The 23,208-nt window shown below is 58.1% G+C and carries 20 protein-coding genes and 1 pseudogene; 1 reads left to right on the plus strand and 20 read right to left on the minus strand.

Translation table 11 applies throughout. The features are described from left to right. Positions 1 to 83: 83 nt before the first annotated feature. The 15 genes from pepF to Q7F15_RS10700 form a co-directional block, all read right to left on the minus strand. Positions 84 to 1,895, minus strand: a complete 1,812-nt coding sequence (pepF, locus tag Q7F15_RS10630; protein ID WP_304414338.1) for an oligoendopeptidase F — start codon at positions 1,893 to 1,895, stop codon at positions 84 to 86. 122 nt (positions 1,896 to 2,017) lie between these two features. Beyond that, positions 2,018 to 3,307, minus strand: coding sequence for a UDP-glucose dehydrogenase family protein (locus Q7F15_RS10635; protein WP_171564926.1), 1,290 nt, complete (start codon positions 3,305 to 3,307; stop codon positions 2,018 to 2,020). Positions 3,308 to 3,316: 9 nt separating this feature from the next. Then, positions 3,317 to 3,952, minus strand: a complete 636-nt coding sequence (locus Q7F15_RS10640; protein WP_304414339.1) for a glycosyltransferase — start codon at positions 3,950 to 3,952, stop codon at positions 3,317 to 3,319. Next, positions 3,949 to 4,392: a glycosyltransferase gene (locus tag Q7F15_RS10645; RefSeq protein ID WP_304414340.1), complete on the minus strand. Its 444-nt coding sequence runs from the start codon at positions 4,390 to 4,392 to the stop codon at positions 3,949 to 3,951. The genes Q7F15_RS10640 and Q7F15_RS10645 overlap by 4 nt, the downstream gene beginning before the upstream one ends. Before the next feature lie 120 nt (positions 4,393 to 4,512). Continuing rightward, a complete protein-coding gene (locus Q7F15_RS10650) occupies positions 4,513 to 5,334 on the minus strand; it encodes a glycosyltransferase family 2 protein (RefSeq protein ID WP_376717844.1) in 822 nt (273 codons plus the stop codon). Further along, on the minus strand, positions 5,331 to 6,377 hold the full coding sequence (locus tag Q7F15_RS10655; protein ID WP_171564928.1) for a glucose-1-phosphate thymidylyltransferase: 1,047 nt from the start codon (positions 6,375 to 6,377) through the stop codon (positions 5,331 to 5,333). The genes Q7F15_RS10650 and Q7F15_RS10655 overlap by 4 nt, the downstream gene beginning before the upstream one ends. Before the next feature lie 123 nt (positions 6,378 to 6,500). Continuing rightward, complete coding sequence (locus tag Q7F15_RS10660; protein WP_171564929.1) at positions 6,501 to 7,694, minus strand: glycosyltransferase family 4 protein; 1,194 nt, start codon at positions 7,692 to 7,694, stop codon at positions 6,501 to 6,503. Next, positions 7,675 to 8,034 carry a hypothetical protein gene (locus Q7F15_RS10665; protein ID WP_171564930.1) on the minus strand — a complete coding sequence of 120 codons (360 nt, stop codon included), beginning with the start codon at positions 8,032 to 8,034 and terminating at the stop codon, positions 7,675 to 7,677. The genes Q7F15_RS10660 and Q7F15_RS10665 overlap by 20 nt, the downstream gene beginning before the upstream one ends. A gap of 202 nt (positions 8,035 to 8,236) precedes the next feature. Then, positions 8,237 to 8,932 (minus strand): DnaD domain-containing protein, encoded by a 696-nt coding sequence (locus Q7F15_RS10670; protein WP_171564931.1) that lies wholly within the window; start codon positions 8,930 to 8,932, stop codon positions 8,237 to 8,239. A 125-nt stretch (positions 8,933 to 9,057) separates the two neighbouring features. Next, on the minus strand, positions 9,058 to 10,347 hold the full coding sequence (asnS, locus tag Q7F15_RS10675) for an asparagine--tRNA ligase (protein WP_171564932.1): 1,290 nt from the start codon (positions 10,345 to 10,347) through the stop codon (positions 9,058 to 9,060). Between the two features lie 228 nt (positions 10,348 to 10,575). Continuing rightward, entirely contained in the window at positions 10,576 to 13,404 is a 2,829-nt protein-coding gene (locus Q7F15_RS10680) for a WIAG-tail domain (RefSeq protein ID WP_304414341.1), read from the minus strand. 176 nt (positions 13,405 to 13,580) lie between these two features. Beyond that, positions 13,581 to 15,092 carry an AAA family ATPase gene (locus Q7F15_RS10685; RefSeq protein ID WP_171564934.1) on the minus strand — a complete coding sequence of 504 codons (1,512 nt, stop codon included), beginning with the start codon at positions 15,090 to 15,092 and terminating at the stop codon, positions 13,581 to 13,583. Next, entirely contained in the window at positions 15,085 to 15,612 is a 528-nt protein-coding gene (locus Q7F15_RS10690) for a hypothetical protein (protein WP_171564935.1), read from the minus strand. The genes Q7F15_RS10685 and Q7F15_RS10690 overlap by 8 nt, the downstream gene beginning before the upstream one ends. A 175-nt stretch (positions 15,613 to 15,787) precedes the next feature. Next, positions 15,788 to 16,267, minus strand: coding sequence for a cell wall elongation regulator TseB-like domain-containing protein (locus tag Q7F15_RS10695; RefSeq protein WP_304414342.1), 480 nt, complete (start codon positions 16,265 to 16,267; stop codon positions 15,788 to 15,790). A 28-nt stretch (positions 16,268 to 16,295) separates the two neighbouring features. Continuing rightward, positions 16,296 to 16,979: a hypothetical protein gene (locus tag Q7F15_RS10700; RefSeq protein WP_304414343.1), complete on the minus strand. Its 684-nt coding sequence runs from the start codon at positions 16,977 to 16,979 to the stop codon at positions 16,296 to 16,298. 133 nt (positions 16,980 to 17,112) lie between these two features. Between Q7F15_RS10700 and Q7F15_RS10705 the strand changes: the two genes are divergently transcribed. Continuing rightward, positions 17,113 to 17,274: a hypothetical protein gene (locus tag Q7F15_RS10705; protein WP_171564938.1), complete on the plus strand. Its 162-nt coding sequence runs from the start codon at positions 17,113 to 17,115 to the stop codon at positions 17,272 to 17,274. An 82-nt stretch (positions 17,275 to 17,356) separates the two neighbouring features. Here Q7F15_RS10705 and Q7F15_RS10710 read toward each other — a convergent pair whose 3' ends face one another. The 5 genes and pseudogenes from Q7F15_RS10710 to dinG all read right to left on the minus strand — a co-directional run bounded on the left by Q7F15_RS10710 (position 17,357) and on the right by dinG (position 23,177). Beyond that, a complete protein-coding gene (locus Q7F15_RS10710; RefSeq protein ID WP_230076894.1) occupies positions 17,357 to 18,655 on the minus strand; it encodes an amidohydrolase in 1,299 nt (432 codons plus the stop codon). 15 nt (positions 18,656 to 18,670) lie between these two features. Further along, complete coding sequence (locus Q7F15_RS10715; RefSeq protein WP_171564940.1) at positions 18,671 to 19,294, minus strand: redox-sensing transcriptional repressor Rex; 624 nt, start codon at positions 19,292 to 19,294, stop codon at positions 18,671 to 18,673. Positions 19,295 to 19,311: 17 nt separating this feature from the next. Further along, positions 19,312 to 19,713, minus strand: coding sequence for a ComEC/Rec2 family competence protein (locus Q7F15_RS10720; RefSeq protein WP_304414344.1), 402 nt, complete (start codon positions 19,711 to 19,713; stop codon positions 19,312 to 19,314). Further along, positions 19,607 to 20,206: a ComEC/Rec2 family competence protein gene (locus tag Q7F15_RS10725; RefSeq protein ID WP_304414345.1), complete on the minus strand. Its 600-nt coding sequence runs from the start codon at positions 20,204 to 20,206 to the stop codon at positions 19,607 to 19,609. The genes Q7F15_RS10720 and Q7F15_RS10725 overlap by 107 nt, the downstream gene beginning before the upstream one ends. Before the next feature lie 90 nt (positions 20,207 to 20,296). Then, a pseudogene (gene dinG, locus Q7F15_RS10735) lies at positions 20,297 to 23,177 on the minus strand (ATP-dependent DNA helicase DinG). Positions 23,178 to 23,208 lie beyond the last annotated feature (31 nt).

The following is a 23,208-nucleotide window of genomic DNA, read 5'->3' on the forward strand; positions in this document are numbered from 1 at the left end:
TTACATCATTATTAAAAAAGTTGGAACAAATTCGCGCTGCAGCAAAAAAACCGGGACACGCTGTCCCGGTTTTGCACATTCGTTTAGTTTGCTCCCGCCAATTGTTCCATCTCCGTGAGCATCTCGGCAAAGACGCTCAGCGCCTCGCGGATCGGCTGCGGCGAGGTCATGTCGACGCCCGCTTTTTTCAGCAGATTGAGCGGGTAGTCGGAGCTGCCGCTCTTCAAGAACTGCAGGTACCGCTCCACCGCCGGCTGTCCTTCTTCGAGAATTTGTTTGGCCAGCGATGTGGCCGCAGAGAACCCTGTGGCGTATTTGTAGACGTAGAAGTTGCGATAGAAGTGGGGAACGCGCGCCCACTCCAGATCAATCTGGCTGTCCACGACCATCTCCGGCCCGTGGTAGGCCACATTCAGCTCGCGGTAGATTTCGCTCAGGCTGTCGGCCGTGAGCGGTTCATCCTGTTCCGCCTTGGCGTGCACGGTTTTCTCAAACTCGGCAAACATGGTCTGGCGGAAGACAGTGGTGCGGAACTGCTCCAGATAGTAGTTGATCAGGTACATCCGCTGTTTTTTGTCCGTGGTCGTCTGCAACAGGTGGTGCATCAGCAGCGCCTCGTTCAGCGTAGAGGCCACCTCGGCGACGAAGATCTTGTAGTCGGCGTAGGTGTACGGCTGCGTCTGATTGGAGTAGTAGCTGTGCAGGGCGTGCCCCATCTCGTGCGCCAGGGTAAACATGTTGTTGACGTTGTCCTGGTAGTTCATCAGCACATACGGATGTGTCGTGTACGCTCCCCAGGAGTACGCGCCGCTGGTTTTGCCCTGGTTTTCGTATACATCGATCCAGCCGCCGGCAAATCCTTCGGCGAGGACGCGGCCGTAGTCCTCTCCCAGCGGCCGCAGCGCTTCCTTGATCGTCTCCACTGCCTGCTGGTAGGGAATCTTCATCTCCACTTCCGGCACGATCGGCACGTAGAGATCGTACATGTGCAGTTCGTCCACACCCAGCATCTTTTTGCGCAGCGCGATGTAGCGGTGCATCAGCGGCAGGTGCTCACGGATGGTGGCGATCAGGTTGTCGTACACCGAAATGTCGACGTTGTCCGCAAATAGGGCGGCGTACAGGGCGGACGGGTATTTGCGGGTGCGGGCGTAGAACACGTCCGCCTTGACCGCAGATGTGAGCGAGGCGGCAATCGTGTTGCGGTGCTTGTCGTACGTGGCGTACAGCGCCTCGAACGCTTCCTTGCGCACACGGCGGTCCTTGCACTCCATGAACTGGACGTAACGCCCTTTGGTCAGTTCCACTTCTTCGCCGTTTTCATCGGTGATCATCGGGAATTTGATGTCGGCGTTGTTCAGCATCCCGTAAATTTTGGACGGCGCCGAAGCAATCTCGCTGACATTGGCCAGGATCGCCTCCTCCTCGGCCGACAGCGTATGCGGCTTGAAGCGGGTGATTTCGTCCAGCAGGATGCGGTAATGATCCAGTCCCGGCACCTGATTGATCCACGCTTCCAACTGCTCGGTCGGGATCGCCAGAATCTCCGGTTGTATGTACGAAATCGCTCCGTATACCTGCGTGCTGAGGGCGGTCGCCCGGTCGGTCAATGCCTGGTAGGTGCTGTTGGTGTTGTCTTCGTCACGCCGCATGCGGGCGTACACGTAAACCTGGTCGAGCGTCATCAGCAGTTCGTCCTGCAGTTTCAGAACGTCCAGCAGTTGTTGGCCGCCCTGCGACAGCGTGCCTTTCTTGGCTGCGATCTGCTCAGCCAACTCCTTTACTTTGCGGACGTCGTTCTCCCAGTCAGCGTCGCTTTTGTAGATGTCTTCCAGCCGCCACTTGTACTCAGCCGGAATCTCGCTTCGCTTCGGCAGGGTTTTGCTATTGTTCACCGCGATCACTCCCTTGTATTTTCTCTCCTTGGGGAACCCTTCCATAAGTGTATGGTAGCGCATTCTACCATTCGGTTCAAATAGCTCCGTACGCAAAAAGCTGACTTTTCTCGACGGAAAAGTCAGCTTCTGCCCACGCCGACATAGACGAAACCGGCTTTCGACAGCGCATCGGCCGGCCAGGCGTTGCGCCCGTCAAACAGCACGGGAGCGTTCATCACCGCCTTCACCTGCTGCCAGTCAAGGTCTACACACTGTTTCCACTCTGTCACCAGCACGGCGGCATCCGCAGCCTGGAGCGCTGCATACGGATCGGACGCGTACGTCACCTGAGGGAACAGCCGGGCGACTGCCGGAGACGCCACCGGATCGTACGCCGACACCGCTGCCCCTTCACGGAGCAAAACATTCAGCACTTTTAGGGACGGAGCTTCCCGGATGTCGTCCGTATTCGGTTTGAACGCCAGGCCCAGCACGGCAATCCGCTTGCCGTGCAGCGTCCCCAGCCGATCGCGCAGCCGAGCGATAAACCAGTCCGGCTGCGTCGCATTCAAATCCCGCACCTTTTCCAGGATGGAGAGAGAGACACCGTGCTGTTTGGCCAGCTGCAGCAGGGCGATCGTGTCCTTGGGAAAACACGACCCGCCGAAGCCCAGCCCCGCCTGCAAAAACTCCGGCCCGATCCGGCTGTCCAGCCCCATCCCGCGGGCTACGGTCTGCACGTCCGTGCCCAGAACCGCGCACAGCCGGGCCAGCTCGTTCATAAACGAAATCTTCGTGGCTAAAAACGCGTTGGACGCGTATTTGATCAGCTCCGCATCGGCTCGCGTCGTGAACACGCGCGGTGCCTTTACCCCTTCGTACAACCGCTTGAGGACGGCAAACGCCTCATCCGCGTCGGCCCCGATCACGATGCGGGACGGCGAAAGCGCATCCTGTAAGGCGCTTCCTTCCCGTAAAAACTCCGGGTTGGACGCCACGTGTATCCCCCCGCAGGCGGCAAGCAGGGCGGCCACGCGATCGGCCGTGCCGACAGGAACCGTGCTTTTGATCACCACGGTGCGCTGCTTCGGCACATCCGCCTGCAGGGCGCGAATATCATCCACGGCGGCAAACAGATAGGACAGATCGGCTGAACCGTCGGCTGCTTCCGGCGTGCCGACGCAGATGAACAACACATCCGCATCGCGTGCGCCCTCCTTTAGACTGGCGGCAAAGCGAAGTGCGCCGCTGTCGATCGCCCGGGCCAACGCTTCCTCCAGACCAGGTTCGTAGATGGGGCAGATTTTTTGTTTCAAGCGGTTGATTTTCGCCGCGTCGACATCCACCCCCGTCACCCGATGTCCGTGCAAGGCAAAGGACACCGCCGTCGTCAGACCCACGTATCCCGTACCTACTACGGCTACCTCCATGCTTTCACCTCATCGCTGCTTTTTCAGTACGCGAAGATACAAGTCTTCCAGTTTTGCGCGCTGTTTCTCTATATCGTGGCGGCGCTCCACCTGTTCTCTCGCCCGGATCACCACGTCCGGCCATCGGTCCTGCTCCTTCAGCACGCGTTTGATCATCTTGGCCAGCTTGGCGACGGACCGCTCCGGCACGAGGTATCCCGTCTTGCCGTGTTTCACCAGTTCGGGAATACCTGCGTGATAGGTAGAGATGACTGGTCTGCCGACCGCCATGGCTTCCATCAGGACGTTGGGGATGCCTTCCTGATTGCCGTTTTTCGCCGTTTTGCAGGCGAGGACGAACACATGGCAGTTCGCCAGTTCACGCCCAACCTCGTGATGGGGCTGGGCGCCGCGCAGCGTAACAGCATGCTGCAGGCGGTGGCGTTTGATCAGGCGGCGCAGTTTCTGCTTCTCTTCCCCGTCCCCGACAATCGTCAGCGTCGCACGGGGATACTTGCGGCGAATGCGGGCAAACGCCTTGATCAGTGTGTCCATCCCCTTCTTTTCGGTCAAACGGCCGACGCTCAGCAGGCGAAACGCCCCGTCGACGACCGGCTGCGGAGGCTGCAGGGGAAATTTGCCCAGATCAATCCCCGAGCGGATCACGGTGATTTTTTTTGCGGACAGCCGAGTCGGATCAGCTGCCGCTTCATGTGCTTGCTGACGACCGTAAACGCCTTTCCGTGACGAAACAGCCGCTTCAGCGCGCGGCGGTAGCGGCTGTCCTGCTGCACGCGTTTGGTCACGTCAAATCCGTGAAAGGAGGTGATCAGCGGCAGTTTCGCCTTTCGCGCATGCGGCAGCAGCTCCACTCCGGCCGTGCCAAACCGGGCGTGCAGGCAGGCAAACTTCTGTTTTTTCAGCCAGCCGGCAAGACCCTTAAACCGCCTGCGCACGTACACGGGCCAATAGGGAAAATCCTTGCGGTTGCACTGCCGCCGCGTGAGCACGACCGGCTGCACACGCTGGTGGCCAAGCAGTTGTTCGTAGATGAAGGTTTCGCTTTTCGGCAGGAATTTGCGCCGGTAAACAAGAACCCGATGCATGCGATGGCCTCCCGATTACATCTGTGAGCCGTTTTGAACGGTGCGCATGTGCTTGCGCTGCAGTTTGTGGCGGACAGACGAAGAACCGCTCCCACTGCCAACACATGGCCGGCACGGTCCTCATCTGTGTGACCGCCTCACTCGCTTCAGCTCCTTGATGATGAGATACCCGCCTTTATAGCCGTAGACGGGTTTGTACTTGCCCCCCCAGCGCGTGAGATAGTACTGAAAGGTCTCTCTGCGAAGCCGGTTCCGTTTCGATTTCATCTCCTTGTCGGTAAGCTGACCCCGGTGCTTGGTCCTGTTGTACAGCATGCGGTTGATCCACTTTACGGGATACCGTTCGATCAGCCGGAGAATCATTCGCCGGTCTTCCATGATCCGTCCCTCATACGGATCAGAGGTATCCCATCCTCCTACCTCCCGCAACGCCTCTACCCGATAGCACCGCGGCGCCACCATCCAGCGGTTGTACTGCAAAAAGTCGTATTTGTTGTGAAATTGCTTGTGGGTGATGATAAACGGATCGCAGCAGCGCTCGCGCTTGACACGCCAGATTTTCACGTTTCCATAGAACAGCGCCGTGTTCTTCTTGTCTTTGCGGATGTATCGCTTCAGGATGGAGAGTGCCTCACGCGGCAGCCAGTCATCCGAATCCAACTGGACCAAAAACGGCGTATCCACCATCGCCAGCGCTTGGTTCATCACCTTGGAAATGCCGGAGTTCTCCTCCATCCGGAAATACTGGATGCGAGGATCTGTGAGATAGGGGGCGACCTTCTCGTACGTCTGGTCTGTAGACGCATCGTCCATGATCAGCAGTTTCCAGTCCGTACACGTCTGCTTGAGCACACTGCGGATCGCCTTGTCGATAAACGCTTCCCGGTTGTACGTGGGAATGACGACAGTGAACGTAGTGGGCTTGGGCGGCATTGTCGTCATGGCGGACTCCCCTTCGCCCTGGGCATGCGGATGGAGGATTTGTCACTGAGGATAAACACCCCACTGCTGTCCGCTCCGCTGCCGGCGAGATGGGATGAACGGCCAAACACGCTGTTGGTCACCGGCCATTCCACGTCATTGAGGGAGCTGTTTTCGAGCAGAATGCTGTTTTCAATGTGCTTGCAGTTTTTCAACTGAACGCCGTCCTGTATCGCCACATAGGGACCCAGCCGACAGTTTTCGATCCGGCAGCGCTTCCCGATCAACACCGGACCGATGATGGTGCAGTTTTCCACAATGCTGTCGCTGCCGATTTCGTGCCGGACGCCGAGCTCCTGTGTCAGCATCCAGCGGTTGGCCTCGAGCCAGCGTTCAATCGTTCCCACATCCGTATATTGTCGGTGGGTAACGGTATGGGCAATGTGATAGCCGCTGTCGATCATCGACTGGATCGCGTCTGTGATTTCGTACTCACCGCGTTTGGACGGACGCAGGGTGGCAATTGCTGCAAAAATCGGGCGGGTAAACAGGTAGGCGCCGATCACTGCGAGATTGCTTTTGGGACGCTGCGGCTTTTCCTCTACGGAGACCAGACGCTCATCCTGGATTTCCGCGATCCCGTAATCCTGCGGTCGGTCCACCTTACTCAGCATCACGACACCGTCCGCCCCGGTGCGGGTAAAGGTCTTCGTCAGCTCGTGCAAGGAATCCATCAGCAGATTATCGCCCAACAGCAGGATAAACGGTTCGTCACGCAGGAACGGCTGCGCCAGCTGCACGGCATGGGCAATTCCCAATGGTTTTTGTTGTTCAAGAAAGGTAATGGTAGCCCCAAATTGACTACCATCACCAACATATTGTGGAATTTCCTTTTGGGACGGTTGTATGACAATTCCGATATCACGCACACCCACTTCACGCAGTTTGAGTATGCAGTAATGCAATACCGGGTGATTGGCCACAGGGAGAAGGGTTTTGGGTTGGGAATAGGAAAAGGGATGCAGGCGGGTGCCGCGTCCAGCACACAAGATTAACCCTTTCACGACAATCACTCCCCAGTTGTGCTCTGCGATACTTATAAGGTATGCGGCTTTTCCCTTCCGAGCAGGGCTTACGTCCTCAACCGCAAAAGAACGGGCGACCATCCACTCCAACCGGTCATCCGTTCAGCCGATGCTGCGCAGCGGCTGCCTGCTCTGTGCCTGCTTTCGCCCTGTTCGTTTGGCGATGACTTCCTCGAAAACACGCAGATACTCCTGGGCGGTCGTGTGCCAGGAAAATTGCCTGGCTCGCATCAGCGCCCGCCTTCCCATGTCAGAACGGAAACGGGGAATCCTCCACAGCGACTCCCAGACGGAAGGAAGTTCCTGTGACCACTCCTCGGGCGGGATGAGGAACCCGCTGCCCAGGTGGTTGACCACTTCCGCGATGCCCCCCCGCGGCGTGGTGATGACTGGCTTGCCGGACGCCATCGCTTCCAGATTGACGCGGCAAAATGGCTCTTGCCATACCGACGGTGTCGCCACCACATCGCCAATCTGGTAGTACAGCGGCATCTGCGCGCTGGGTACGAAGTTGACGAAGATCACTGCGTCGCCCAGCGGAGCCGCCAGTTCTTTCAGACGGCGCACGTAGGCATTTTCGCGGTTGCTGCCGTATCCCGTCCCTCCGACGATGACCAACCGGGCTTTGGGGTCCCTTTCGAGCACGTGCCGAAACGCTCTGAGTAATACGTGCACCCCTTTTTCGCGAATCAGCCGACCCGCGTAGACCAACACCCGATGATGCGACTTCAGCCCCAACTGCCGACGCAGTTTCTTCACCGCGCGGCTTTTTCGGGCTGCCTGATAGGGGGTGACGTCCACCCCGAGGTGTACAGCGTGCACCTTGGCCGCGGGCAGCCGGAGTTTCTCAATAAAATGGCTGCGCAAATACTCGCTGTTCGTGAGTATGCCGTCTGCCAGCCGGCCTACCCGCCGCATTTGTTCTGCGCTGATCAGCGGCGGGGACGCGTAGACGTGGGAGTGCATGTTCACAACGATCGGCACACGGGGAAAATGGCGCCGCAGCGCCGGTACATAATGCGGCCGGTTTTCCACCAGAATCACATCCGGCTGCCGCTTGCGCAGATCGCGGATCACGCTGCGCAGGTATGGGCCAGGGCCGCTGTAGTCGAAGCGGACGAACTCCCGGTGTCTCTCCCGAGTGGACTCTGGGTAGTCGGGACACGTGCGGGTGTAGATCGTCACCTGATGCTGCGGCCCGAACACTTTGCTCACTTCGTCTATATCGTGCTCTACGGAGCTGCCCTTGACTGGCGGTACGGAAAACGGACCGGGGCTAATGATCGCGATGTTCATCTCGCTCTTTCTCCCACTCTTTTTTCAAGGAGAGGACGACCTGGTACAGATACTCACAATCCCGTTTCTGTTCGGCTTCCAGCGCCTTGAAACGTTCCTCCCAGGCGGCGAGCGATTGCTTCAGCTCAGCTACCTGCGCCTCGAGCTGTTCGATCCGCTCCTTCCACGTCGATTCCTCGGGCTGTTTGACCTGCTCATTCGGCGCCTGCCCTTCAAACGGAAGCAACTCCGGCAGTTTGACGGAGGTGACCCGTTCGACGGCTTCCTCGACGATGACATGACCGGAAAAGACGCCCGGCATGACCCAGTGGGGCGGTTCCCCTCGTTTTCGTTTCTCCACGGCAACATACCTCCAACCTGCGTGCCCCGGCGGCAGCGGGTCACCATGTTACCCGTCCAAACCGATGCCGCACGGGCACACGTCACGTATTTCGTAATATGGTATGAAACGACGCGGAAATGGGTACGTGTACAGCCGCGAAACGACAGCAGCCATTCACACCGGTACGTGCCCAACAAAAAAACCGCTGTGACTTACGTGCTCACAGCGGTTGCCGGTAATCGCGCGAGGGGGCCTGTCGCCGAAAACGCAGACTGTAATGCCGCGCCTCCTCCACGCTGGTGATCTGTTGTTTTTGCCACTCCAGGAGAATCCGATCGATGTAGCGGATGTGCAGTTTGCCCACGGCTGCTGCTTCCCGAAGGGCGGTCAGGATCAATTCCTCCGCATGGCCATCCTGCTCAACCCACATGTGGATCGTCTCGATTTCAAAGGGAGACAGGGGACGTCCGAAGGCCTGTTCGAACCGGCTGTACAGGTCGGTCGGCTCCTCGAAAGACGCCGCGGCCGCCTCGGCAAACGGTTCTGCCACCGAGTCGACGATGCGGGAAGCCGTGAGCTGCTCACGCCAGCTCTGGTACAACTTGCGGTACAGCGGCGTCAAATTGTACTGCTCGTGGCGCAGTCCCGTTTGCTGGTCAATGTATTCGTCAATCCTGATCCACTCTTCCTTCAACAGCTTTTGCAGCGTCTGGATCAGCCGCGCAGGCGTGAGGGACATGCGCTCTTCCAGTTCCTGCAGGGTGGGAAACCGCTTCCCCTCCTGTTGAAACGACAGCAGGTGGATAATCAGCATCATCTCCTCGTCGGACAGAGACATGCGCTTGTACATCTTCAGCAGCAGATTGGAGACGGATGTCGCGCCTTCTTGCAGCAGTTGCAAAATATGGGGGTCCATGAAACCATTCACCTCATTGACAGGCCGGTCATCCGGCAAATCCAAACAAGAAAACACCCTGCCGCCCACCGGCAACAGGGTGTCGGGCCGTCAGGCAGCCGCGCTGCCGCATAACGGTTGGGGCATTATGGGTAGAGACGGTACAGCATGCGCGGGAACGGGATCGTCTCGCGCACGTGGTCAAGTCCGCAAATCCAGGCGATCGTCCGTTCCAGACCGAGGCCGAATCCGGAGTGCGGCACCGTGCCGTATTTTCGCAGATCGAGGTACCACTTGTAGGCGTCTTCGGACAGGTTGTGTTCGGCGAAGCGCTGCTCCAGCAGGACCGGATCGTCAATCCGCTGGCTGCCGCCGATAATTTCACCGTAGCCCTCCGGCGCGATCAGGTCGGCACAAAGCACCACTTCCGGACGGTTCGGGTCCGGTTTCATGTAGAACGCTTTGATCTCGGTCGGATAGTGGGTGATGAAGACCGGCTTGTCAAAGTGCTCGGCGATCATCGTTTCGTCCGGCGCGCCGAAATCGTCGCCCCACTTGATGTCGCTGCCCTTTTCCTGCAGCAGCTTGATCGCGTCATCGTACGTGATGCGCGGGAACGGAGCCACTACGTTTTCCAGCTTGCTGGTGTCGCGCTGCAGTGTTTTCAGTTCACGCTGGCAATTTTTCAGGACGGACTGCACGATATGGGAGACAAACGCCTCCTGAATGCGCAGGTTTTCTTCGTGATCGACAAAGGCCATCTCGGGCTCGATCATCCAAAACTCGATCAGATGGCGGCGCGTTTTGGACTTTTCCGCACGGAACGTCGGTCCGAAGGAATAGACACGCCCCAACGCCATGGCGGCCGCTTCCATGTAAAGCTGGCCGGATTGCGACAGGTAGGCATCCTCGTCAAAATACTTGGTGTGGAACAGGTTGGTCGTTCCTTCTGCGGATGTCGGCGTGAGAATTGGCGGGTCCACTTTGTAAAACCCGTGCTGATGGAAAAATTCAGTAACAGCGCGGATCACCTCGGAACGGATCGCCATCACGGCCCGTTGACGCGGTGTTCTCAGCCACAGGTGACGATGGTCCATCAGGAAGTCAACGCCGTGCTCCTTGAGCGAGATCGGGTAATCTTGCGCGAGTTGAATGATGTCGATTCCGGTGACAGTCAGCTCATAGCCGCTGGGGGCCCGCTCGTCAGCGCGCACGACACCGGTTATGTACAGAGAGCTTTCCTGAGTCAGCTTGGAAGCCGCTTCCCACACTGCTTCCGGCACCTCGGCCTTAACCACGACGCCCTGAATAAAACCGGAGCCATCGCGAAGCTGCAGGAATTGTATTTTACCGCTGCTGCGCTTGTTGTAGAGCCAGCAGCCCAGTCGCACTTCTTGTCCCACGTGCTGCCCGATCTGGGCAATGGTCGTCATCATCGGCTTGTTTTCCCTCCAATATCCCATTCAAAACAAATTCCGACTTGGTTGTAACGAATCAATTATACTATCGGGTATGTATAAATTCAATGAAAGACTGACTAGGACCAAGGTTACCGTAAAAATATTATGGTAACAAAACGCGCACGCGAAGCAACTGTCCCGCCTGCAGGTGCACGAGCGCAAAAACAAGGCCCTCCCTGCCTGAGAGGGCCCGCTTCTCCGTTGTCAGTGCTGCTCCGTCTCATCCGGATGGACGGAATATACGTTGCCTGGTTCGTTTTCGGCATCCTGCTCATCTGCGAATACGGGATGGCTGTCAGTCTCGGGCGCATCTTCGGTCTGTCCGGCGTCTTCGGCGTGGACAACAGCAGCCTCCTCCGTCTGTGCCTCTGCACTCAGGTCGACGTCAGGCTCTACGTCCTCCTCCGCCAACACAATCGGCTGTTCCTCGTACAACGTCTGCGCCGTTCCCTTTTCCCCGACCGCAATCCACTGCAATACGCCAGAAGTCTCCTGGCCTTCATCGGTGCGGAACACGCTCACGACGGCATACGTTCGGTTCGTGAATTTGAGCGATGTACAACATCCCAACTGATTGCTCATGGCGATCAGGCAGTAATGGGGATCTGCATAGGGAACGTTGAGCCGGATGGTCACATCTGTCGACTTTTCCCCGGCAGCCAGGTGAAACGGAACGATTCCGAACTGCTGCAGGGTGTTCCCTTGTATGCTGCCGGATTCCAGCGGCCGAAACGACAGCTTTTCCGGTGTGACAGCACCATCGGCGAGATGCTGCGTGACGATCGCGTTTTCAGCCAAATGCTCGGCAGTTACGGCACCAGCCGCCAATTTTTCCGCCGTCACGGCACCGGCAGCCAGCTTTTCCTCGGTCACGGCACCGGCAGCCAGCTTTTCCTCTGTCACGGCAGCCGCCTTCAGATGGACAGCGGACACGATCGATTCCTGCAGATGATGAGACGCAATGCTCTTTCGCTGCAGGTGTTCGCCATGAACCGAGCCGTTGGCCAGCTTATCCCGATTGATCGACCGGTCCACGATGTGATCTGTCGACACTGCAAACACGTCCAGCTTATCGCCGTCCACGCTGCGTGCCGCCAACTTTTCCCGGGTGACCGCCTGATCGGCCAGGAATGTAGAAGTGATCAACTGCGGCTGGAGATGCTGAGGGCCTATCGCCTGCGTACGAATATGGTCGCTGTCGACGATCTGGGGAGTGAGCAGATCGCCGGTCACGCTGCCGGGAGCCAGGTGCTCACCGGTCAGGCTGCCTTTCACCACGTGCTCTCCGGTCACCGAACGGGCTTCCAGTTTGGTGCCATCCACACTGCCGTCCGCCAGTTTCTCCCGGGTGACGCTGCTGTCGGCCAGCTTTTCCCCCGTCACGGCGCCTGGTAGGATGTGTTCGTTGTGCACGGAGCCGCGCACCAGATGCTGGGCATGCACGGATTTCTCGGCCAGTTTATCCCAGGTGACCACGCTATTTGACAAATGACGTGCCTTGATGGCCTCCGTAGCCAATTTCGCCGATGTGACGGCCCCGTCCGCCAGTTTGGGGGTGGTGACGCTCAGGTCCGTGATTTTGTCAGTGGAGACAGATTCGCTCGCCAACTTCGACGTGGTCACCACGTGATCGGCCAGGTTGTTCGTCTGGATAATGTGATCCTTTAAATGAACGTTGCTGATAATGCGCTCGCGCAGATGGACATCTTCAATTGCGCTCCTGGCCAGCTTCTCCTTGGTGATCGCCCCTTCGGCGATGTGTCTGGCTTCGATCGACTCATCGGCCACATGGACACCGTAGACGCTGCGCGGCGCCAGCTTGTCGGCTTCCACCGCCTGATGGGCCAGTTTGCTGGTGGTCACCTGCTGGTCGCCGATTTTCTTGCTGGTCACCACGTTGTCCTGCAGGTGACTGGTTTGAATCACGCCTGCCTGCAGATGGACACCACTGACAGCTCCCTTGGCCAATTTTTCGCTGGTGACACAACCGCTGTCCAAATGCTCCGACTGAACCGCGAACGGTGCCAGCTTTTGGCTGTTGACCGCCTCCGGAGCCAGATGGTGAGGGCCGATGATCAGATGGGCAATATGCTGCTCCCCAACGCAGCCCGGCATCAGGTTGACGCTGTCCACAGCACGTTCTGCCAAATGTTCGTGCAGAATTGCCCCGCGTTTGATGTGCTGGGATTCGACCGCTTCCTCGTCCAGCTTGCTTGCGGTCACTGACGCGTCCCTCAGTTTGTCGGTCGTGACAGCACCGTCCTCCAGCTTGACGGAATTGATGATGTAGTTGGCCAGATTGCCTGTTTGAATCGTGCCCATTTTGATCTTTTCCGACGTGATCGCCTGATCCTGGATCAGTTCGCTGGTGATCGCCTGTTCCTGAATGTGCTTGGTCTGGATTGCTCCCTCGGCAAACTTGATCGAGTCGATCGTCTTGTCTGCCAGCTTTTCCGATGTGATGCTGTTGTTCATCAGCTTGTCACCGGAAATGGTGCGGTCCTGAATCATCTCACCCGTAATGACGTATCTGCCGATGTGGATGGATTGGATGGCTTCCGGGGCAATCTTGCCGGACGTGACGCTGTTGTCGGCCAGTTTGGCACTGTCGACGGCGTAGTCTTTCAGCAGGGTGTTGTCGATGCAGCCCGGCTTGATCTTGGAAGCGTCGATCGCCCGGTTCGCAATCTTTTCGGTCGTCACTGCCTGGTCGCTCAGATCGTCCGTGTAGACAAAGGAATATTCTTGCTCCTGCTTCCGCTCCTTGATGATCTTGGAGAACGTTGTTTGATTGGAGGAAACGTTTTGTGGGGGCACATTGTGCAGGGGCGGAATGACGTCACTGCTTTTGTTGGTGATTGTGAACGATTTCGGCTCAAAATCCTCGTAATCGTCTTCATCCGTCAATTCCGACTCCAGCCGTTCGAGCCAGACCAACTCTGATGTCTGCGGCAGAAAGGGAATCTCGAACGACTCATTCTTCGAGCGTTTTCCCAAGGATTTGTGCTGTTTTCTCCGGTTTACTTTTGCCATTGGGTCTCCTTCCCTTCTGATGTCACTCCCATGTGCTCTTGTAGGATATTCAACACGGGCGGGGTTGGGTACCCTGTCCTGCAAAAAAAGTCGAGACGACAACTGGTCTGAACAGCGGAAAACCGGCACGGCCTGTTCCCTGCCAGAGATTGTAGAAACACAAAAAAGCCGGCGGATCAAACCGCCAGCTCCTTGGACGATTGCCGGGCTTCGGCCAGCAGGCGGCGGAACGCATCGCCATGCAGCACTTCCTCTTCCAGCAGCGTGTTGAGGCCGATCTGGAACACGGAGTCGAACTTGCGCAGCAGCGCGCGCGTCTTCTCCAGCAGTTCCTCCAGCAACCGGTTTACTTCTTCGTGAATGTGCGTTTTGTCTGCGAATTGCAAATGGACAATCCCCAAGCGGGACATCCCGCTTTGGACAATCTCCGTCGCCATGTTCAGCGCCTGCTCAAAGTCGTTTTTGGAGCCGGTGCTCCGGCCGCCGTAGTAGATTTCTTCGGCAACGGCGCCGCCCAGGCAGACCATGATCTGCTGTTCCAGCGCTTCCTTGGTATACAGGTAGCGATCCTCCAGCGGATTTTGACGGACGTACCCCAACGCTTTGCCGCGAGGACTCAGCGTCACCTGGGAGACAGAACCCGGGCGCACGTGTTCGCTGACGATCGCGTGTCCCAGTTCGTGCAGCGCCACCCGTTTCTTTTCTTCCAGGGACGCTTCCCGGTCCACTTTTTCCCCCAGCATGACCTTGTCCACCGCCAGCGCAAAGTGGCGCGCCTCAATCATCTCACTCTGGTCGCGCATGGCGTAAATTGCTGCTTCATTTGCCACGCTCTCCAGCTGCGCGCCGGAGAAGCCAAACGTCTCCTGCGCCACTTTGTCCAGCGAGACATCGGAAGCAAGCGGCTTGTTGGCGGTGTGGATCATCAGAATCTGCTCGCGTGCAGTCTTGTCCGGCAGATCGACGCTGATGTGCCGGTCAAAGCGTCCGGGACGCAGCAGAGCGGGGTCCAGCATGTCCTTGCGGTTGGTCGCGGCAATCAGCAGGATGCGCGGCTTGTCGCTGGTGGCGATGCCGTCCATCTCGGTCAACAGCTGGTTCAGCGTCTGGTCGTATTCGCGCTGCTGCTGACCGTCGCGCTTGCCGCCGATCACGTCAATTTCGTCGATGAAAATGATCCCGCTGTCCTGACCGTTCTTTTCCGCCAGTGCTTTGACTTCCTTGAACAGATCACGAATGCGCTGAGCACCCACCCCGACGTACATCTCCACAAACTGGGAACCGGACGCAGCCAAAAACGCGGAATTGGTGTAATTGGCAGCCGCTTTGGCCATCAGCGTTTTCCCCGTCCCCGGGGGACCTGTCAGCAGCACGCCTTTGATCGGGCGAATGCCGTACTGCTCAATTTTGTCCTTGTGCACGAGAAAATCGAGCGCTTCTTTCAGCTCGTTTTTGGCCCGCTCCTGTCCGCCGATGTCGGCGAACGTCACGTTGGAGGCGGGTACAGCGTGTTTGCTCGGCTGGGACTTTCCGCCAAACGGAAGTTTTCCCTGATTCTGCCGCACGATCAGAAAATACATGGCCGTCAAGACGGCGGCAAACAAGAGAAACGGTGTAATGTTGACACCGAGAAACAGCAGAAAAATCAGGATGCCGGGAACCACGCCGATCAAGATTTCCTTACCCATGCATCGTCACCTCGTTTCCGGCCGAACGGGGAATGATCGCGTAGAAGTCGTCCTTCCCCTTTTTCAAGTAGACGTAGACGTTGCGGTCGTCCATCAGTGCGGACGCTTCATCCAGCCGATGAGCGGTCTTCCACTCCGTCAACATCTGCGGAATGCGGCTGTATTGATGCAAATCCAGCGCTTCCGTAAAGGAAAATAACCCATCCATCCAAATCTGTTCCAGGTCTTGCGAATCGTTGTCCACGTCAACTTCCACCGTCTTGCCCCGAGCCAGGTCGGCAGTTTCCTGGAGCAAGCGGCGGTATTCCTGCGGGAACAGATCCGGGCGGGTCACTTGCAGCTTTATCTCAATGCGATCCTTGCTAACATCCAAGTGCGTCAGTTCCGCTGACTTCATCTGTCCGATATGGGTACGAAGCGGTGTTTCCACTTCCATTTTTTGGTATAAAAACCAACCACCGAACAGGAGAGTGAGCGTCGCCAGCAGCGAGAGGCCAATTGCACGTTTTCGCAGTTGCACAGCTACTCCCCCTTTTGTTGTATTGTGCGCTCAGTCAACGGTTCCAGTATATCACATCCGTATAGCGTTTTTTGTATGCAGATGTTGGATACCCGGCCCCGAGCAGAACGGCAAAAAGGCCTTTTTCACTTGGAAAAAGGCCTTTTGAGCGTACATCTGTACATCTGCATCCGGCCTACGCCGGCGAGACGATATAAGAGGTGAGCAGCTTGCCGCTGAACAGGTCGTAGTGGAGATAGTGAAAGCGGCCGTCGCGATCCTGCAGGGTGACTTCCCAGAAGCGGCTGTTTTCGTCCAGCCCCGGGACGATGTGCAGCACACGCGCATCGGGAAAGCCTTTTCTGACTGCCTCTTCGACACTTTCCCGGCTGACCGCCCTGTCCATCGTGTCAAACACGGCCTTGTCGGCGGTCAACCATGCGACCACCGGTGTTCCGACCTTGTTTTTGCCCAGCACGACGGCGTAGGACTCTTTGCTGCGGTACTCGTCAATCACATCGATCTCGGTGATCGTCGTCCGTTCCTGTACCCACTGCCGCACCTGGTCTTCGAAGTCGTGCCGTTTGCCCACGACCGTGGACGTCAAGTGATAGGCGGCACCCAGGGTGACCACCAGACAAACGGCTACAGCCCCTATTATGATTCGTACCAACACAATGACAATCCCCTTTATCCTCCATACGTTACAGCCGGAAGCGAAGCTGGTCCTGCTTCGTGCCGGCCGGCGTCTTCATTTGCAGCAGTACGTCCAACTGCCGCAATTCCCGTGTCGCACCATCGTACCACACATGGTAATCGACGGAAATCTGGCGGGCCATTTCCGCCTCCTGGATGGGAAATGACGGTCCCAGCCACGTCGCCAAAAGCGAGCTGACCTCTTCAGCCGGGATGGACAAGCGGTACCCCTGCCACGCCCGGTTGGAGGGGTCCGACACGGCCAGCGGCGTGACCGAGCGCAGGTGAGCTTTCAGCAGTGCCGCATGCTCGTGGGGCGTAAACAGGGCATAGGGCAGCGCTGTGTGGTCCTGCACCTGGCCGTCCACGCTCACGCTGACATCCTGTCCGCTTCGCCTAAGTTCCATGTGGTGACCGTCAAACTCCCCGCTTACTTGAAACTGCTGTCCCTGGTAGCGTCCGCTCAGGACGTGATCTTTGAGCAATACTTCAAACGGCCGCTCCTGTTGCCCGGTGAGCTGGTCCAAGAGAGCGGCCACGACCGTCCGATCCGCTTCCGCACGTTCCGCCTCCGCCATGATGGTCACCTTCCCGGCGTGCCGGTTGTGCAGTGCCCCCAGCGACACGCCAAGGAAAAACAGGCCGAGAAAAACAGGGATCAGCCACCAGAGCTGCTTGGGCCGGACGTACATGTCCTTCCCCTCCTGTCCCGTTTTTCCTTACCCTATGTGCGGCGGGAAGGTTTTAGAACGCTACGGAAAACTTGCTAAACATACCCCCGGTCGTCCCGGTCATACTACAGATACACCCCGAGGAGGTGAGCGCGTGAAACCGTCGCAACGAACGACATCTCCTGACGTGCTAGGGTATCTGCTCCAGGAATACCGCGTCTCCTGGGCAGCGTTGTCGTCGCCGCTGAGAACCTTGACCCACTCGCCCACACTTAAGTTCCGCCACGCCCCGCTTACGGACGTGTGGAAAAAATGAGCGTGGCATGGCGTCCAAACAAAACTTCCCTTACCTACACCTACGCTCCCCTTCTCCTGTCACTTGCCCTGACAGGAGACTTTTACCGTTTCAGCGTTTGGAACACGCGGTTTGCTTCAAAAATCACGCGCTCCTCGTCCACAGTCAACAGCTCGCGGTTGCGCATCAGGAACCGGCCGGCCACGATCGTGTCGGTCACGTCCCGGCCATTGGCCGCATACACCACGTGGGAGACCGGGTTGTGAGCGGGATGGAAATGGGCCTGATGGCTGTCCAGGACGATCAGGTCGGCCTGCTTGCCAGTCTCAATCGACCCCAGCGCATCCGGCTGGAACACGCCATCCGCCCCGTAGCGGGTAGCCATGCGCAGCGCTTCTTCCGCCGGAACGGCAACGGGATCGTAGCTCACTCCCTTGTGCAGAATAGCAGCCAGCTTCAACTCTTCAAACAGGTTCAGGTTGTTGTTGCTGGCGGTGCTGTCTGTACCCAGCGAAACGCTGATCCCCTTCGCCAACATTTTGGGAACCGGCGCCACGCCGCTGGCCAGCTTCAGGTTGCTCACCACATTGTGGGAGACTTTCACCTGATAGTTTGCCAATACATCTATTTCTTCATCCGTCAAATGGACGGCATGAGCTACCAGCGTCGGACGGCGGAACACGCCCAGTTTTTCCAGGTGGGCGACCGGACGAAGGCCATAATCCTGCTCGTTTTGCCCCACTTCCCACTTCGTTTCCGACATGTGGATGTGAATCGGCAAAGCAAGCTCTTCTGCCCGTTCCACAATTTGCATGATAAATTCCGGCGGGCAGGTGTAAGGCGCATGGGGTGCAAGCATCGTGGTGATGCGGCCGTCCGCCTGATTGTGCCAGTTTTTGGCAAAATCGGTGGCCTCCTCAAGTTTTGCCGCCCGCTCTTCCTCCGAGCAGAGGCCGATCATGCCGCGGCACAGCCGGGCGCGCATCCCGGTTGCTTCCACAGCTTTCGCCACTTCGTCCATGTGGTCGTACATGTCGACAAACGTTGTCGTCCCCGTGCGAATCATTTCAATCAGCGACAGGTATGTGCCCCATTTCACATGGTCGCCGGTAAACTGCGCTTCCAGCGGCCACATTTTGTCTTCGAGCCACTGCTGCAGCGGCAGATCGTCTGAGTATCCGCGCAACAGCGACATGCCCGCATGGCCGTGCGTGTTGATCAGGCCCGGCAGGACGTAGTTGCCCTTCAGGTCGATCACCTCGTCGTAGCCGGACACATCCTCAGGCGTCGGCCCAACGTACGTAATCGTGCTGCCGGCAAACGCGACGGCCCCATCATGAATCACTTCGTTCTGTTCGTTTACGGTGATCACGGTGGCGTGAGTCAAGATCGTCTGTTTCATCGTACCACTCCGTTCTTACGTTAGATAATAAGCCAGGCTTTGCAGACTGGACGTCACATCCGCATAGTGGATGCGCACCTCTTTCTCCGTCCGAATGGTCGTCGGCGCGAAGTTGAGAATGCCTTCGATCCCCGCCTCGATCAAGAGATCGGCCACTGATTGTGCGGCGGCAGCCGGGACCGTAATGATCGCCAGGCGAATGTGACGCTCCTTCACCGTCTCTTTCAGCTCTTCCAACGGCTGGATCGTGATCCCTGCGATCTGCTTGCCCTGCTTGGCCGGATCGCTGTCAAAAATCGCCGCGATCCGTATCTGATCCTTCAGGAACGCATTGTAATTGCTGATGGCATGGCCGAGATGGCCGGCGCCGACGAGCGCGACGCGGATTTCCTGATCCAGTTTGAGAATCTGGCGGATTTTTTCCACCAGGTAGTTGACGTCATAGCCGATGCCTTTTTTGCCGAAATCGCCGAACGCGGCTAAATCTTTGCGGATTTGGGCGGGGTTGATGTCCAGATTTTTGCCCATCTGCTGGGAGGATACCGTCGTCACGCCCACTTGCTGCAGATAGCTCAAATAGCGCAGATAGATCGGCAAACGGCGAACAACCGCTTCTGAAATTTTTTCACTTTTGGCCACCGTACGGTCCTCCCTCCTTACGTTTTTCGCTTGACGACACGGTAATCGCGGCCGTTGGACAGAATCGTGATCGTGCCGTGCTGGCTGGTGATGAAGGTCTCCGCCCATGATTCGCCCAGTCGTTCCAGCACTTCCTCCTGGCTGTCTTTCAGCTCGTTTCGGGACTTGCCGGTCAGAATGACTGCCACCTGCGGGTCCACCTTGGAGAGAAACGGCTGGGAAGAGGCCTGATTTCTCCCCTGGTCGGCCACCTTCAGCACTTCCGCCTTCAACTGCCCGCCGTACTGCTCCAATAGGCGCTCTTCCGCCTTTTCATTGATGGCGCTGGCGAAGAGAAAGCGAAGCTGGCCGTGTCGCAGCCGGAATACCAGGGAATTGTCCTGCGGAGACAAAAACAGCGGTTCGCTGGGATGAAGCACGTCCAACACCACGTCGTTGTCCAGTCTCGATCGCGTCGCCGTCCGCGACGGGCAACAGCTTCTTGTCCCCTTTGAGCGGGACAAACCCGCGAATCGACGGCTCGATCAGACGGGGCAGAATGACCGTATCCACCAGCAGCCGGTCGCTGAGAAAGGCAAAGCCTCCCGCTTGTTCCGGCTGATCGTTGGTCACGACGACGTAGTCCAGCCGCGTCAGTTTTTGCTCGGACAACAAGCCAAACAAGACGGGCCAGTCTTCCGCGCTTCCCGTGTCGACCAGCATGGTCTTTCCGCTTGGCAGTCGGATCAGCGTGCTCTCGCCATGCGGCAGGGCGAGAAAGTGGATCACCAGCCCGACAAATTCGCGTTCGTCGTCGCTGGCGTAGGGGTCCTCCACCTTCACCGCGTTCTGCAAATGACTGTCGATCGAACAGCCGGCGAACAGCACGACGCACAGCAGCAGCCAACAAGCCTTACGCGTAATCCCCAGCATTTATTCTATCACCTAAATCCCTGCGAGACTATTGCTTCATTTTATGAGCCTCGCCAGGATTGCATGCAGACCGGCGCTCAACGCCTTTCGTTATGTGCCGGTCTCTTGGGCCAGAAACGGACCGATCCGTTCACGGAGCTCCGGCCAGGTGCCCGTCTGCACCTGAAACGGCGGCAGGGATTGCAAAAACGCCCGGCCGTAGCGTGACTCGATGATGCGTGCGTCAAACACGACCACGACGCCGCGATCCAAATGATGCCGGATCAGCCGGCCGACGCCCTGTTTGAACTGGATCACCGCCTGCGGCAGAGCCAGCGACATGAAGGCGTTTTTCCCGACTGCTTTCAACTGCTCCGCTCTCCCCTGATATACAGGGTGGTTGGGCGGCGTAAAGGGAAGCCGCACGATGACCAGGCAGCTGAGCGCTTCGCCGGGGATGTCCACGCCTTCCCAAAAGCTGCTGGTCCCCAGCAGCACGCTATGTTCCAGCTGTTGGAACAGCCGGACCAGCTTGCTGCGGTTGCTGCTGTCAATGCCGTGGCCAAGCAGGGTGTATGGCTCGTCCGTCAACTGCTCCTTCATCATCTGGTATACCTGGCGGATCATCGAGTGAGACGTAAACAGGATCAGTGTTCGACCACCGGCGGCGCGGATCACGTCCAGGCAGCCCTGCACGACTGCTTCCAGGTAGTGTTCGTCGCTTTCTTTTCCCGGGGTGGGAAAATCAGAAGGGATGAACAGCAGTCCCTGTTCCTCATAGGCAAACGGGGAGGGCAGGGTCAGGGTGCGGACCTTCTCCTCCGGCAGCCGGTCCAGGCCAAACCGCTCGATCATGTAGGTAAAGCTGTTCTTCACCGTCAAGGTGGCCGAGGTGAGAATCAGACTGCGTTTTGCGGCAAACAGCGGATGGGCAAGCACATCGGCGACGTTTAGCGGTGCGGCGTGCAAATAGACGTGCTTGCGCGGAGTGCGGGCCTCCACTTCCATCCAGCAGACGTACGCCGTGTCCGGTTCCAGCAAAAAAGTGAAGCAGTTCGGCCGCTTCCTGAAGTTCGTCCACCAGGCCTGACACGTCCGTCCTGAGGCTGCGCAGCTCATACGGCGGTTTTTCGTCGGCGGGGATGCACGCAAGCAGGCGGTCGATCAAAGCGGTGTACGACGTGAGGGCATCGATCACCCGGCGCGCCGCTCTGCGAATCCGCTCGTGTCGGCCGGAAAACGACTCCTTGCGGTACCGCACGGTTTCATGCCCGGTATCGGTCGTCTCCTCTCCCCGATCCGCCGCCCATTTGTACAGCAGCTGAGTCAACTGCAACGCCTTTTCGCGCAGCGCGGGGAACAGCCCGTCCATCTCTTCCAGGATCTCCGCGACTCTGCCCCCCTCATCCGCCTGCCAATCCAGCAGTTCGGCGGTGAAGCGGCGCACAAGGCTGCCTTCTTCCGTTGCCGCCCGATCCAGGAGGAACATCATTCCTGCTGTGGACAACTGCTTGCCGAGATGAGCGGTAGCGATCTCTTCCAGATGGTGCGCCTCGTCGATTACTGCCGTCTCATACGGCGGCAGGATCCGGCTGTCTGCCTGCAAATCGCTGATTAAAAGCGCGTGGTTGACGATCAGGATGTCCGCGTCCCGCGCCCGCTCCCGGGCCTGGAAATAGTAGCAGCGGCTGAACCACGGGCAGTTTCTGTGCAGGCAGGAAGCGGCATCGCTGTTCACCTGCTGCCAGTACAACTGTCCGGTGGCGGGCAGGCTCAGCTCTTCCACATCGCCCGTTTCCGTCTGGGTCAGCCAGATGAGCATTTGCCCTTTAACCAGGCGCAGTTCCTGACTGTTTCCCTCCACGGGTTCCTCCAGGCTTTGTTCAAACTTGCGCAAGCAGAGATAATTGCCCCGCCCCTTCAGCGTGGCCGCCTCAAAGTCAAACGGCAGCGATTGTTTCAGTGCAGGGATGTCCTTATGAAACAACTGCTCCTGCAGGTGGATGGTGTGCGTGCTGATCACCACGGGTTCACGATTCTGTTTGGCCCACACGATGCTGGGCAGCAGGTAGGCGAGCGATTTGCCGGTCCCGGTCCCCGCTTCCACCAGCAGATGGGCACCATCGCTCATCGCGTCATGGATCGCGCGCATCATCGCTTCCTGCGCTTCTCGCCGCTGATAGCCAGGCAGGTTGCGCCCCAGCGCCGCCTGTTCATCCAGCATCTGCTCCAGCAACTCGGCAAACGGTTTTGTCGGCGAGTCGGACCGGGCAAGCGGCGCCTTGGCACGTCCGTCCCGTTTGCGCAGGGCAAGCTGGCGGTACACGTCCCACAGCTTTGACTCGTCTGCCCTGGTGCCGGATTCATCCAAAAGCGGCACCTCCGCCAGCTTTTCCATCTCAATGTGGCGCAGCAGCACGTCGATGTCAGTGCGAAACGACGAAACGAGCATTTGCAGCCGCTGCACCGTCACCAACGGAAGTTGGCGCAGGATGTCCAACAGATGCAAAAACAGCCTGGCCGTCGCCAACGCGTCGCTGTCCGCCTGATGCGGACGGTCGTGTTCGATCTGCAGGTCATCGGCCAATTCCCCCAGGCGGTAGCTGTTTTGCATCGGCATCAAAAAGCGGGACAATTCCACCGTGTCCAGCACATATCCGTCAAACGTATAATAGCCCTGGCTCAGCAGGGCTTCTTGCAAAAATTGCAGGTCAAATGCGGCATTGTGAGCGACAAAAGCCCGCCCCTCCAGCATGCGCAGGAACCTGGGGAGCGCTTCCTCCAGCGAGGGGGCATCTGCCACCATGTCGTCTGTGATGCCGGTCAACTGCGTAATAAACGGCGGGATCGGCTGCCCGGGATTGATCAGGGTGGAGTAGCTCTCCGTAATCTGCCCGTCGTCGATGGCGACGGCGCCAATCTGGATGATGCTGTCCCCCTGCCGCGGGTGGCTTCCCGTTGTCTCAAAGTCTACGACGATAAAACGATTCAATCTCTTGTCACCTCGTACGTGCGCGGACAGT

The sequence above is a fragment of the Brevibacillus aydinogluensis genome (genome assembly GCF_961514395.1).
GTDB classification, from domain to species: domain Bacteria; phylum Bacillota; class Bacilli; order Brevibacillales; family Brevibacillaceae; genus Brevibacillus; species Brevibacillus aydinogluensis.